At 43.2% G+C, this 13860-nt stretch carries 9 protein-coding genes and 3 pseudogenes; 10 read left to right on the forward strand and 2 right to left on the reverse strand.

Translation table 11 applies throughout. The features are described from left to right. Positions 1 to 106 precede the first annotated feature (106 nt). Positions 107 to 784, forward strand: coding sequence for a rhomboid family intramembrane serine protease (locus DP117_RS10515; protein ID WP_169218258.1), 678 nt, complete (start codon positions 107 to 109; stop codon positions 782 to 784). 177 nt (positions 785 to 961) lie between these two features. Next, entirely contained in the window at positions 962 to 2071 is a 1110-nt protein-coding gene (locus DP117_RS10520; RefSeq protein WP_169218259.1) for a peptidylprolyl isomerase, read from the forward strand. A gap of 391 nt (positions 2072 to 2462) precedes the next feature. On the opposite strand, the gene DP117_RS10525 is transcribed toward DP117_RS10520, so the two are convergent. Further along, on the reverse strand, positions 2463 to 3191 hold the full coding sequence (locus tag DP117_RS10525; protein WP_169218260.1) for a phosphoribosyltransferase family protein: 729 nt from the start codon (positions 3189 to 3191) through the stop codon (positions 2463 to 2465). Positions 3192 to 3612: 421 nt separating this feature from the next. Between DP117_RS10525 and kdpA the strand changes: the two genes are divergently transcribed. From kdpA to DP117_RS10555, 6 genes and pseudogenes are all read left to right on the forward strand, one after another. Continuing rightward, entirely contained in the window at positions 3613 to 5325 is a 1713-nt protein-coding gene (gene kdpA / locus DP117_RS10530; protein WP_169218261.1) for a potassium-transporting ATPase subunit KdpA, read from the forward strand. Between the two features lie 236 nt (positions 5326 to 5561). Further along, complete coding sequence (gene kdpB / locus DP117_RS10535; RefSeq protein ID WP_169218262.1) at positions 5562 to 7670, forward strand: potassium-transporting ATPase subunit KdpB; 2109 nt, start codon at positions 5562 to 5564, stop codon at positions 7668 to 7670. 114 nt (positions 7671 to 7784) lie between these two features. Next, complete coding sequence (gene kdpC / locus DP117_RS10540) at positions 7785 to 8390, forward strand: K(+)-transporting ATPase subunit C (protein ID WP_169218263.1); 606 nt, start codon at positions 7785 to 7787, stop codon at positions 8388 to 8390. Between the two features lie 66 nt (positions 8391 to 8456). After that, positions 8457 to 9626: a universal stress protein gene (locus tag DP117_RS10545; RefSeq protein WP_169218264.1), complete on the forward strand. Its 1170-nt coding sequence runs from the start codon at positions 8457 to 8459 to the stop codon at positions 9624 to 9626. Between the two features lie 108 nt (positions 9627 to 9734). Beyond that, positions 9735 to 10892 (forward strand): anhydro-N-acetylmuramic acid kinase, encoded by a 1158-nt coding sequence (locus DP117_RS10550; protein WP_169218265.1) that lies wholly within the window; start codon positions 9735 to 9737, stop codon positions 10890 to 10892. A 71-nt stretch (positions 10893 to 10963) separates the two neighbouring features. After that, positions 10964 to 11164 (forward strand): annotated as a pseudogene (locus tag DP117_RS10555) (hypothetical protein); the annotation flags it as partial. A gap of 244 nt (positions 11165 to 11408) precedes the next feature. Here the strand turns inward: DP117_RS10555 and DP117_RS10560 are convergent. Next, positions 11409 to 11669, reverse strand: a pseudogene (locus DP117_RS10560) (tetratricopeptide repeat protein); the annotation flags it as partial. A gap of 191 nt (positions 11670 to 11860) precedes the next feature. On the opposite strand from DP117_RS10560, the pseudogene DP117_RS37210 reads away from it, so the two are divergent. Further along, positions 11861 to 12001 (forward strand): annotated as a pseudogene (locus DP117_RS37210) (PIN domain nuclease); the annotation flags it as partial. An 80-nt stretch (positions 12002 to 12081) separates the two neighbouring features. Then, a complete protein-coding gene (locus DP117_RS10565) occupies positions 12082 to 13764 on the forward strand; it encodes a M14 family metallopeptidase (protein ID WP_169218266.1) in 1683 nt (560 codons plus the stop codon). The last annotated feature ends 96 nt before the right edge of the window (positions 13765 to 13860 follow it).

Consider the following 13860-nt stretch of genomic DNA (forward strand, 5'->3'; position numbering starts at 1 on the left):
GTTTTTCATTGCTGCTGACATCCTTTGGAGATAAAATTCCTTTTGTTGAGCAACTGCCATTTCTACAAGATATATTGCAGTTAATCAGTCATTAGGAAAAACACCTGTGTTTCCCCTGTACGACGAAAACCCAACACGAATCACCCCATTTATCACCTATGGGTTGATTGGCATGAATGTCTTAGTTTTTCTTCATGAAGTGAGTCTGTCGAATGCACAAATACAGCAATTTTTCCAGTTGTATGCGGTAGTACCACGAGAGTTAACAAACAACTTTGCTGGTGAGTGGACGACTTTATTTACTTCGCAATTCTTACACGGCGGTTGGTGGCACCTGATTTCCAATATGGTGTTTCTCTGGGTTTTTGGCAACAATATTGAAGACCGCTTAGGTCATTTTAAATACCTGATTTTTTATCTCAGTTGCGGTGCTTTAGCAGCTTTATGTCAGTGGGTGATAGGTGTCAATTCTACAATTCCATCTTTGGGTGCGAGTGGTGCGATTGCTGGAATTTTGGGTGCTTACATCATCCGCTTTCCCGATACAAAAGTGATGTCATTAATCTTTTTAGGTATCTTCATTACCACAATTAGAGTCCCAGCGCTTATCCTGATCGGACTTTTCTTTGTCCAGAATGTCATATCTGGTCTTGCCAACCTGCAAGCAGCCGCTAATATGAGTGTAGAAACAGGAGGAGTTGCTTACTGGGCGCATATCGGTGGCTTTGTGTTTGGTGTGATTCTTGGTCCTTTATTGGGGTTATTTAGGCGCGACGACTATTAGGGAATTGAGGACAAGACGCGGCTGTGACAGTCGCGTCAGGTACATTTCCCATTCTCCGTATCTTCATCTTATGCATGTAACTTGATATCAAAGCGAAAGTACTTCCTGTACTGTGGGAAGATAATTGTTGGGTGATACCCACTCAACAATTTGATGCTGCATTTGAGCCATTCTACTATGTTCAAAATATTGAAATCCTGGCTGAATAACAGCTTAATACCACTGCTTGTGGTCACTTTATTTTTAGGAATAAGTACAGCCGGGTGTACTTCCTCTAGTAGCGCCGGGCTACTACCAGCGGGAAATGCTATTACTGACGGCAATGCTCTATTGCGGTACTCTCTTCCTATCGATAATAAACCTGTACGTCAATTACAAGCTTCTTTAGAAGACATTACCAATCAACTGCGAGCAAATCGACGTTGGGGTGCGATATCTAAAGATCTCAGCACAGCATCGCGAATTCTCGATCAACCTTCCAAACTTCTAGCAGCTATTCCAGAAGAACGCCAAAGCGAAGCTGAAGCTGTGATTACTGAGTTAAAATCTGGCGTCACTGCTTTGCAAGAAGTGGTTGAAACAAAAGATAAAGAAAAAGTTCGGGAAGAACGTGCCAAATTGCTGAGTCTTGTTGGCAAACTAGAACAGTCAATGGTGAAGGAATTTCCCTTTGAAGTACCAGCCCAATACAGCAATTTACCTCAACTCAAAGGTCGCGCTACTGTAGAAGTGAAAACGAGTCAAGGTGATTTGACTGTTGTTGTAGACGGTTACAGCGCCCCTGTCACCGCTGGGAATTTTGTGGATTTGGTGCAACGGGGTTTTTATGACGGCTTAGAATTCACTCGTTCAGAAGAATCCTACTTTCTGCAAACTGGAGATCCACCAGGTGAGGATGTTGGCTTTATTGATCCAAAAACAGGTAAATACCGCGCCATCCCCTTGGAATTCCTTGTCCAAGGTGATAAAGAACCTACCTACGGTTTCACTTTAGAGGAAATTGGTCGTTACACTGATTTACCAGTTCTGCCTTTTTCTGCTTATGGTACTGTAGCGCTGGCGCGTCCTGAAGGTGATGCGAATGGTGGTTCTTCGCAAGTCTTTTTCTTCCTGTTTGAACCGGAACTGACTCCAGCAGGACGTAACTTGTTGGATGGACGTTATGCTGTCTTTGGCTATGTCACTGAAGGAAAGGATGTTTTGAAGAAACTGAAGGCGGGTGACAAAATTGAGTCGGCAAAGGTTATTCAAGGGGCAGAAAATTTAATTGAGCCGAATGTCGCTTAAGTTCCTTTGGGAGGTGTCTCAACGCTTTCTGATAAATCCCGATGGGAATACTAAATCTCAGACTTGAACACAGTTTCTTCTGTAGTTCCGATAGTTGTTCAACATTGTAGAATCCGATACTGAATCCCCCATCATTCCTGCTCGATAATCTTACTTTTGTCGATAGGATTGTGGGGGCTTTTTTACTTATAATTCTTCAGCGTGAGAGATGATTTATAAAGTAAACCTTAAATTGTAGGGTGCGTTAAAGCAACGCGTAACGCACCACTAGATGCGGTGCCCTGCGGCTCATTCCTACTCTCTAAAGACGCTTCATACCTTACATAGCCGTAACACACCCTACTTAATATTTACTTTATAAATGACCTCTGAAACTTTTTGAATGCTCTACCTAATTCGATTCTGTATTCTGCGTTCTGTGTTCTGTGTTCTTCTTTAACATCTGTTCATTTTGTTGCAGGAGACATTCAAAAGCTTCATTTGTCTCTAGCTGCGGAAATTCTGAGTAAAAATTGCTCACACTGAAAAAACGTTTTGGTGCTGATAGGACAATCACGCGATCGCCCCACTGATCCAACCAAGGTAGCAACTCCAAAGGAGCAACTGGAGTACATAACCAAACTTCTGCTGGAGAGAGTGCTTTGAGAGATGTGGCTGCAACTGCTATTGTCATACCTGTCGCTATACCATCATCAACTAAAATCATGGTCGCACCTTCAGTATTCACCTGCGGACAAGCAGGACTTAATTGAGCCTGAAGAAACTTTGCTTGACTCGTCGCTGCATCTAGTGCAGCTTGCCGCCAGTTTGATTTTGGTGTATCTCGAAAAGACAGCTTGTGCTCATCCCAAAGAACATTCCCTGAAGCAGTGACTGCGCCAATCGCCAACTCAGGGTTTTCTGGATGGCTAATTTTCTTCGCCACCTCTACCATCAACGGACAGTTCAAAAGACGCGCAACTGGCGCAGCTACTGGTATTCCTCCCCTTGGCAAAGCGTAGACAATTGTTAGAGGCTTTGCTAGTTGATCAGCAGTTTGCTGGGTCAAAATAGTGTAAATTGCTTGTGCCAGTTGCTCACCAGCTTGAGTGCGATTTGCAAAAAGCGGGGTGTTTTTCATGGCTTTCCCAGCATATAAAAACGCCTACGCTTTTATCATGACTGATTTTGGCTATCATGAACCGAACGCTTACAGACGATTCGGAACTTGATGTGTTAACACTATCCCACATTAACACACATAGATGATGCAACGATACAATCTTAAGACTGTCTGACAAAGAGGACCAACAAATGAAAAAGATATCCGCACAAGCACAACGATCAATTAATGACTTAATCAGGGAAGCTATTAGATATCTTGAGAACAAATAAAGAAAAACAACAGATTAAAACCTACTGAACAGAACCACGCCTATGCTCCTTCTCCTGTCTGCGTTCCGACAACTGTTAGCGTAGCGGGGCGCAGCCCGTTCTTCTTAAGATTTTTGGCTACCAAAACTTTCTGTATTATCCAACTATAATGAATTTTGGCTAAATAAATGGGACAAGGATTTTTTCAAATTGGGGTAACGTTGTGTATTGTGATCGCAATCACTCCGCTATTGGGTAGATACATGGCGCGTGTCTTTTTGGGGGAAAAAACGCTGCTCGATTCACTCATAAACCCTGTAGAGCGAATTATTTATAAATTGGTAGATACGACACCCACAAAAGATAATATGTCGGGTTGGCAGTATGCCAGAGCAGTACTTTGCAGCAACATCATCATGGGTGTTATGGTGTTTGTGCTGATATACTTTCAGAAATCCTTGCCTTGGAATCCTCTTAAATTAGCTGCTCCTACATGGGACATCACGCTACACACGACGATTTCGTTTTTAACGAACACCGACCAGCAACACTACTCTGGTGAGACAACTTTAAGTTATTTCAGCCAAACAGCTGCTTTGGCTTTTTTGATGTTTACCTCAGCCGCGACTGGGTTAGCTGTTGGGATCGCATTTATCAGAGGTTTAACAGGTAGACCACTGGGAAATTTCTACGTTGACTTTACCCGTTCAATAACGCGCATCTTGCTGCCTATTTCGATTGTAGGTGCGATCGCACTCCTAGTGCAGGGTGTACCACAAACATTAGATGGACCTTTGAAAGTCACAACTTTAGAGGATGCAACGCAGTATATAGCAAGAGGTCCGGTTGCTTCGTTTGAAATCATCAAACAGTTGGGAGAGAACGGCGGTGGTTTTTTTGGAACAAACTCTGCTCACCCATTTGAAAATCCTAATAGTTTTTCTAACCTCATAGAAATCATCGCGATGATTTCTATTCCAGCGGCGTTGATTTACACCTACGGTTTATTTGCCAAAAACACCAAGCAAGCCTGGCTACTTTTTTGGATGGTTTTTATCATCTACGTAGTTTTGATTGGTGTCACAGCCATTGGTGAGTATCAAGGAAATCCCCTTGTTGATGATCCGTTGGGATTAGAACAGCCTAATTTAGAGGGTAAGGAAGTTAGGTTTGGTTGGTCACAAACAGCACTATGGGCAATTACGACGACTGGAACTATGAGTGGTTCTGTGAATGGGATGCTTGATTCTCTCATGCCATCGGGAGGCTTTTCCACTTTATTGAACTTGTTTTTGCAGATTGTCTGGGGTGGACAAGGAATTGGAACTGCTTACTTATTCATTTATTCGATTCTCACCGTATTTCTCACAGGACTCATGGTGGGGCGCACTCCAGAATTTTTAGGACGCAAAATTGAGAAGCGAGAAATCATTCTTGCTAGTGTTGTGCTGCTGATTCACCCAATAGCAGTCTTAATCCCAAGTGCGATTGCTTTAACATTTCCAAAAAGTTTAGCATTTCTCATCCCACCGCCTGGATATACGAATTCTCCTGAATTTCACAACATTTCACGAGTCATTTATGAATACGCTTCAGCAAGTGCGAACAATGGTTCTGGCTTAGAGGGGTTGGGAGATAGTACTTTATGGTGGAATTTAAGTACTTGTTTCAGTCTTCTGATGGGACGATATGTACCCATTATTGCCATCTTGCTCTTAGCAGAAAGCATGAGACATAAACAAGCAGTCCCTGAAACTCCAGGTACCCTCAGAACTGACTCTACACTCTTTACTGCTGTTACCGCTGGAGTCATTGTGATTTTGGGTGTGTTAACATTCTTTCCCGTTTTAGCTTTGGGACCAATAGCCGAAAGTATTAAACTTTCCACTCGCCTTAAGTAGTGTTACTCGTAGTAGGTGCTGCTAATTTTTGATAGCGTAGCGTACGCGTAAGGACTCTTGTCAGAAACCGGGTTTCTTGAGAACGGCTTAGAGTCAAAACCTTGATTTTTCGCCTCAGTTACCCGGTTTCTTTGAGCTGATTAAGAATCGTGCATTCCGTCAGATACTTTGTTCGTATGCGTACACGCAGGATATATTTCTCCAGATTGCGAATTTTGAATTTTGAATTATCTCTCATGAACTCTACCAATCCTTCCTCCAAACCTTCTTATTCTGCTCGTAAAAGCGATCGCCGCCAAGCACGTAAACAATCGCGAGTCAACACTAAAGGACTTTACCCAAGAGCTATCAAAGATGCTTTTGTCAAACTCAATCCCAAATACGCAGTCAAAAACCCAGTCATGTTTTTGGTTTGGGTTGGTACCATTATTACTTTACTACTGACCATCAATCCGTACTTGTTTGGTCCAGTTTCTGGTAAGAATCTACAACTTTTCAATGGATTAATTACGGGAATTTTGTTCTTTACGGTTTTATTTGCTAACTTTGCGGAAGCAGTCGCCGAGGGACGAGGTAAAGCACAAGCTGATGCTTTAAGGTTAACTAAGTCAGAAACAATCGCTAAAAAACTCGCTCCTGATGGTTCAGTCACTGAAGTTTCTTCTACCAGCTTGCGGACGGGCGATACGGTGTATGTGGTTGCTGGTGATATTATCCCCGCTGATGGGGAAGTGATTATGGGTGTCGCCAGTGTCGATGAATCCGCAATTACTGGCGAATCTGCGCCAGTGCTGAAGGAAACAGGTTCAGATGTGGCGAGTTCTGTCACTGGTGGTACGCGCATTATCTCAGATGAACTTATTATCCGGATCAGCGCAGACCCAGGCAAGGGGTTTATTGACCGGATGATTGCTTTGGTAGAAGGGGCTGAACGTGCAAAAACACCGAACGAAATTGCTCTTACAGTATTACTCGCTGTTTTGACTTTGGTGTTTCTGTTTGTTGTGGTGACTTTGCCTGCGATCGCCAACTATGTTAATAGTCCAATCAGTGTCACGGTATTGGTTGCTTTAGTCGTCGCCTTAATTCCCACTACTATTGGTGGATTACTGAGTGCGATCGGTATTGCTGGTATGGATCGAGTCGCCCAGTTTAACGTGATCGCCACCTCAGGACGAGCAGTCGAAGCATGTGGTGATGTCAGTACACTGGTACTTGATAAGACAGGTACAATTACTCTGGGTAACCGCTTGGCAGAGGGATTTATCCCTATCAAAGGGTATTCCATAGAACAAGTTGCCAATGTCGCTCTAGCTGCGAGTGTTTTTGATGATACTCCTGAGGGAAAATCAATTGTTCGACTGGCAGAACAATTAGGAGCAAAAATTGATTTTGATCGCGACAGAGCAGAAGCTGTGGAGTTCTCAGCAAAAACTCGTATGAGTGGTACAAACTTGCCAAATGGTAGCCAAGTGCGTAAAGGCGCGGTGTCAGCAATTAAGGCATTCGTGCGTTCTCTGAATGGACAAAATACGCCGATGCCAATACTGGATGCAGCATATGAAAGAATTTCACAACTGGGAGGAACACCCTTAGCAGTCGCCCTTGATAGTGAAATTTATGGCGTTATTTATCTTAAGGATATCATCAAACCAGGTATCCGCGAACGTTTTCAACAGCTGCGGCGAATGGGAGTGCGTACTGTCATGCTCACCGGAGATAACCGCATTACCGCGTCTGTGATTGCGGGGGAAGCTGGAGTTGATGACTTTATTGCTGAAGCTACTCCAGAAGATAAAATCTCTGTGATTCAGCGCGAACAAAAGATGGGCAAATTGGTGGCGATGACTGGTGATGGTACGAACGATGCCCCTGCACTAGCTCAGGCAAATGTTGGGGTAGCAATGAATACAGGGACTCAAGCAGCAAAAGAAGCTGCGAATATGGTGGATTTGGACTCTGATCCCACAAAGCTGATTGATATTGTTGCGATTGGAAAACAACTGCTGATGACTCGCGGTGCTTTGACGACGTTTTCTATTGCGAATGATATTGCTAAGTATTTTGCGATTATCCCAGTTTTGTTTACTTCGGCTAATTTGGGAAGTTTAAATATCATGAAGTTAACGAGTACTCATTCTGCTGTTCTGTCGGCGCTGATTTACAATGCTTTGATTATTCCAGCTTTGATTCCTTTGGCACTCACTGGTGTTAAGTTTAAACCTTTGACGGCTAATCAGCTTTTGCAACAAAATATTTTGATTTATGGTTTGGGAGGTGTGATTGCGCCGTTTATCGCGATTAAGTTGATTGATGTGTTGATTAGTTTGGTGGGATTGGCTTAAGAAGAAACGAACCGCCAAGCGCGCAGCGTGGACAAGAGGACATAGACGCAAAGAGCGCCAAGGAAAGAGGGAAGAAGAGAAAACAGTAAATATTAGAGGGTTTTCTGGTTTTTTATGTCTATTTCTAGAGAGTTTAATAAGGGAATTCGTCTCACTTTGGTTTTTTGGTTATTGACTGCTATCATCTATCCTTTATTCATACTTTTTGTTGCTCAAGTCCCTTTTTTGAAAGAGAAAGCTCAGGGCAGTATAGTGGAAAATATTAGAGGAGAACTCATCGGTTCAGCTTTAATTGGTCAACAATTTAGATCTGACCAATATTTTCATAGTCGCCCTAGTAAGGTTAAATATAGTCAAGGAAAACTAGGCAATCCTACTGGGATTTCTGGAGGTAGTAATCTTGCTCCTAGTAGCCCACAATTGCTACAGCGAATTATAGAAAAAGCAAATCAACTTAAAGAGGAAAACATTCAACCTATTGCTGACCTCGTTTACACATCTGGTTCAGGTTTAGATCCGCATATCTCTGTAAGAGCAGCACAGGAGCAGTTGGATAGAATTGCTCGCGCCCGTCAACTCAAACCAGCTGAAATAATTCCTTTTATCAAAAAATACACAGAAGGAAGATTCTTAGGTATTTTTGGTGAGCCTGGAGTTAATGTTCTAAAATTAAATTATGCTTTGGATTTGGATGAGTTTAACCGTCAACAAAATAAATAAAAGAAGAATCAAATGATTCTTAAATTTTGACTTTCTAAATACTCTCAGGATTTCTAACACCACCAGATGTTTGATTATACTCAAACACCACAAGCCAGGGCTATACCTGTACCCCTCTCTAGTGGCATAAGTCCAGCAAGACGAGGTAAGCATAAAATTTATATAGGTATGGCTCCAGGAGTTGGCAAAACCTACCGGATGCTGGAAGAGGCTCATGCACTCAAGCACGAAGGAATTGATGTTGTTATCGGGCTTTTAGAAACCCACGGACGTAAAGAAACAGCACAAAAAGCAAACGGGTTGGAGATAATACCCCGTAAGCAAATTCCTCGGGGTGGGTTAACTCTAACAGAAATGGATACTAGTGCAATCATTGCTCGCTCACCTCAGTTGGCATTGATTGATGAATTAGCACATACAAATGTCCCAGGTTCGCTACGAGAAAAACGCTACCAAGATGTAGAAGTGATTTTGGCAGCAGGTATTGATGTTTATTCCACCATGAATATTCAACACCTGGAGAGTCTCAATGATTTAGTCGCACGAATTACTGGGGTTATTGTACGAGAACGCGTTCCTGACAGGATTCTAGAGGAAGCAGATGAGGTAGTCGTCATAGATGTTACACCAGAAACGCTGCAAGAACGGTTGCAAGAAGGTAAAATCTATGCAGCTGAGAAAATTCAACAAGCACTTGATAACTTTTTTCAACGCCGCAATCTTATCGCTTTACGAGAGCTAGCACTGCGAGAAGTCGCAGATAATGTTGAGGAAGATGCGATCGCTTCGACTCCACAAGGTCAATTTTGCAATATTCACGAGCGGGTTTTGGTGTGCGTGTCTACTTATTCTAACTCGATACAATTATTACGTCGGGGGGCGAGGATTGCCAGTTACATGAGTGCTCCTCTATTTACTGTATATGTTTCTGAGCCAGACCGCTTTCTGACTAAGGAAGAAAGCATGTACATTGAAACTTGTGAAAAGCTTTGCAAAGAATTTGATGGTACATTTATTCGTGTTAATGGCACTGATGTCGCTAAGGCGATCGCACAAGTTGCTCAACAATACCGTATCACTCAAATTGTCATCGGTGCCAGTCAGCGCTCGCGCTGGCAAATTCTCTTGAAAGGCGCTTTGACTCATAAATTGCTGCGATTACTGAAAAACATTGATTTACATATTATTTCTGCTGAGAAAAACAATACTCCCAATCGTTCGATGATGGAAGAATGAAGAATCTTAAATTTTGGATGAATCTAAAATTGAAACCGCAAATAAATAAAGAATGTACGCGGATAATTTTGAGATAGTTATCTGTGGTTATCTGTGACTCAAAATCAAATGACTCGCGTAATTGGTTTGATAAGTGGTACGTCTGTAGATGGTATTGACGCCGCTTTGGTAGATATCTCTGGTACAAATTTTGATATCAAAATTGAGTTGGTGGCTGGCGCAACATATCCTTATCCAACAGATTTGAGAGAACGGATTTTAGCAGTTTGTGCTGGTGTTGCGATCTCGATGGCAGAATTGGCAGAATTAGATGATGCGATCGCCTTTACTTTTGCTCAAGCTGCACACAATATCCAAATTGGTCACGGAAATCCCAGCTTAATTGGTTCTCATGGACAAACAGTATATCATAAACCACCACTACAACCTATCACCCCAATCGGGTATAGCTTGCAACTTGGACGTGGTGCTGTGATTGCCAATCAAACGGGTATAACAACAGTCTCTAACTTCCGTGTAGCAGATATGGCTGCGGGTGGTCATGGTGCGCCTCTTGTACCGCGTATCGATGCGGCTTTGCTCAGTCATCGTCAAGAAGCACGTTGTATTCAAAACATTGGTGGCATTGGGAATGTTACTTATATTCCAGCTCGGCGTGACAACTGGCTAGAAAAAACTCGCGCCTGGGACACAGGACCAGGAAATAGTCTTTTGGATCTGGCGGTAGAGCATTTAACAGATGGTGCGAAAACATATGATGAAAATGGCTCTTGGGCAGCGAGTGGTACTCCCTGTTCTCCTTTAGTAGAACAATGGCTTAGCCAAGACTACTTTTATCTACCACCACCTAAATCTACAGGGCGAGAATTATTTGGTGTTGATTATTTGCATCAGTGTTTACAAGACGCTGAAGGATATCAACTGAGTTCAGCCGACTTTTTGGCGACGCTGACAGAACTTACAGCAGCTTCAATTGTTCACAGTTATCGGACTTTTTTACCGCAAATGCCACAGCGAGTGCTATTGTGTGGCGGAGGTAGTCGTAATCTTTATTTGAAACATCGGTTACAGGTACTATTGGAATCTGTGCCAGTCATGACGACAGATGAAGTTGGTTTGAGTGCGGATTTTAAAGAGGCGATCGCCTTTGCAGTTTTGGCATATTGGCGACAAATGGGAACTCCTGGAAATTTACCAACAGCGACGGGGGCGCGTCAAGAAGTGCTGCTGGGTGAAGTTCATTTACCGTTGGTTGTTGGTGATTAGTGGTTAGTTGTTGGTTTGAGCCGCACAACCACCAGGCTAATAGCCCAAGTCTATTAAAATGGACTTATAGTTTCCGTACCAAAGTGCAGGAATACAAAAGAAATCCAGCGAGTGCGCCGTTACTCACAGGGTTGATTGTTTCTTTGCTAGGCATGAGTGGAGTGCCACTCGATCCGACTATTGCGACTGTTATTGTGTTGTACATTGTCGATATCGGCATCGATATTTTTTGTGAGTATACTGAACCAGATGCTGATGACAAACAATCGTGAAGCACATTGATTGAATCATACTGAAGTTGCTTCCATATGAACTTGATTAAATAGTTGTCATTGCGAGCGAAGCGAAGCAATCCCAAACACTTGCGATTGCTTCATTCCACTTCGTTCCATTCGCAATGACATATAGGAATCATATTTGATTTTTCTCGTTCCCTGGTTCAACCAGGGAATGCCTACGATGAGGCAGAGCCTCATTAAACATCAGTACAATTGTTGAATTTTGACTAGATCTGTGAGTGGAGGCAGAGTAGCGATCGCCAAAATCGATTTTGATTTGCAAAGCTTGTTGGTAATTGCGCCTTGCTTCCTCAAATTCCCGCAAATCTTGGGCTACCCATCCCAACTGGTGGTAGGTGCTTGCACAAGAGTAGCGATCGCCAAAATCGATTTTGATTTGCAAAGCTTGTTGGTAATTGCGCCTTGCTTCCTCAAATTCTCGCAAATCTTGGGCTACCCATCCCAAGTTGTGGTACGTGCTTGCACAAGAGTAGCGATCGATAACCAACATCATGTTCTTCATTCGGTCGTGCTGTCACCACCAGCAAATTAATCACGGGTGAGTGTGGAATATTCGCCTGTCTTCCTGCACGTTTAATACTTTTACGCACCATCACACAGTCTACCGCCAACGATCGCGGATAACCGTGCCATAGATGCACTTAATGTTCATTAAACGAACCGCCTTAGCGTTATCACTTGTCCTTCTGGGATAGCCTGATTGTTGCCAGCGCTTTAGATGCAAGAGCAAATGTTCTTTATTCTGAAGATATGCAGAATGGTCTGACTGTATCGAGAAAGTTACAAATAGTTAATCCTTTTAGACTATAGTAAGCGGAAGCTTTTACTGCATAATATAAAAATTAGCAGTCAAATGCGTAATCTTTAGCTGGTTAAAACCTTGTTTTAGCATGCCAGATGTTCGGTTCGATAAATACTACGGTTATCAAGATTTAACACGTATCCTTCATGCTTATGCTCAGGAATTTCCCCAGCTTGTGGGTATAGAAAGCATCGGCAAGAGCTACGAAGAGCGTGACATCTGGCTGCTTACAGTCACCAATTTTGCTACAGGTTCGGATAGCCAAAAGCCTGCCTTCTGGGTTGATGGTAATATCCACTCCACGGAGGTAGCAGCATCGAGTGTGTGTCTGTACCTCTTACAAACATTAGTGACAAGCTACGGAACTCACCCAGATATAACCCGTTGTCTGGACACCCGCGCTTTCTACATTTGTCCCCGCGTCAACCCTGATGGCGCTGAGTTGGCATTAGCGGATTCGCCGAAATTTATTCGCTCTAGCACCCGTCCTTATCCCTATGATCAGGAAGATGAGGACGGTTTAGTCATTGAAGATATAGATTCTGATCGCCGCATTTTAATGATGCGAATTCCTGATCCTAACGGAACCTGGAAAATTTGCCCAACCGAACCACGTCTATTAGTGGCTCGTGAACCAACAGAAACAGGTGGGCAATATTACCGAGTTTTGCCAGAAGGGCGTATAGAAAATTATGACGGAGTCCAAATTCACTTCCAGCCTACCAAAGAAGGGCTAGACTTAAACCGTAATTTTCCCAATCAGTGGCGACAAGAGCATGAACAAGTAGGCTCTGGTCCTTATCCTACATCTGAACCGGAGGTGCGATCGCTTGTACAATTTATCAGCACTCATCCAAACATCACAGGAGCAACTACGTTCCACACTTTCAGTGGTGTTTTATTACGCGCCTACAGCTATGAAAGCGATCAGGAATTACCTGTTAAAGACTTGCGTACCTACCAACGCATCGGCAAAAAAGGGACTGAGCTAACTGAATACCCCGCTATCTCTGGATTTCATGAGTTTCGTTATCATCCCAAACAGGTTATCGGCGGTACTTTCCACGACTGGATTTATGAACACCAAGGTGTCTTTGGCTGGACGGTAGAAGTTTGGAGTCCTCAGCGCCAAGCAGGAATTACTGAGTATAAATATATTGAATGGCAATGGGAACACCCCTTAGAAGATGACCTGAAGCTACTGCGTTGGAGCGACGAACAATTGGGCGGAAAAGGTTATGTAGAATGGTATCCGTTCGACCATCCGCAACTTGGACCAGTTGAACTGGGTGGTTGGGATACTATGTATGCTTGGTCAAATCCACCACCAGAATTTCTAGAGAAGGAAATTGCTCGTTTTCCCGACTGGCTAGTGTGGCATCTATTAATCTCTCCCCAGTTGGAGATTTATGAAGCGAGTGTCCACAACTTGGGTGATGGTATTTATCGGGTGATTTTAGTTATACACAATACAGGCTGGCTACCTACTTATGTGACAGAAAAAGCTCTAGAGAAAAAGCTGGTGCGGGGTTGTATCTGCGAAATTGAGTTACCTGTTGGTGCAACTTTAGAGACAGGTAAGCCGCGTGAAGAGTTGGGCCAATTAGAGGGACGCGCCTATAAACCTTCAGTTCCCATTCGGCGACATGCAGATCTTACCCAAGACAGAGCGAAGGTAGAATGGATCGTGCGATCGCCTCTAGGTGGTACAGTCAAACTGTCAGCTCGTCATGAGCGTGCGGGAGTTGTATATACTGAGGTAATTTTGTAGTTATGTAGTTCTATATACAAGATAACTTAACATTCACTAGTTCCTTTAGCAGATGTTGAAGAGAAACAAAGGTAGCTATTTTGCTAAAGGACTAAT

The sequence above is a fragment of the Brasilonema sp. UFV-L1 genome, from assembly GCF_012912105.1.
Classification (GTDB): Bacteria; Cyanobacteriota; Cyanobacteriia; order Cyanobacteriales; family Nostocaceae; genus Brasilonema.

Coding starts and splice junctions, on each gene's coding strand:
- DP117_RS10520 (WP_169218259.1), top strand. CDS start 962: ATGTTCAAAATATTGAAATCCTGGCTGAATAACAGCTTAATACCACTG.
- DP117_RS10550 (WP_169218265.1), top strand. CDS start 9,735: ATGACTCGCGTAATTGGTTTGATAAGTGGTACGTCTGTAGATGGTATT.
- kdpC (WP_169218263.1), top strand. CDS start 7,785: ATGTCTATTTCTAGAGAGTTTAATAAGGGAATTCGTCTCACTTTGGTT.
- DP117_RS10565 (WP_169218266.1), top strand. CDS start 12,082: ATGCCAGATGTTCGGTTCGATAAATACTACGGTTATCAAGATTTAACA.
- kdpB (WP_169218262.1), top strand. CDS start 5,562: ATGAACTCTACCAATCCTTCCTCCAAACCTTCTTATTCTGCTCGTAAA.
- DP117_RS10525 (WP_169218260.1), bottom strand. CDS start 3,191: ATGAAAAACACCCCGCTTTTTGCAAATCGCACTCAAGCTGGTGAGCAA.
- DP117_RS10545 (WP_169218264.1), top strand. CDS start 8,457: ATGTTTGATTATACTCAAACACCACAAGCCAGGGCTATACCTGTACCC.
- kdpA (WP_169218261.1), top strand. CDS start 3,613: ATGGGACAAGGATTTTTTCAAATTGGGGTAACGTTGTGTATTGTGATC.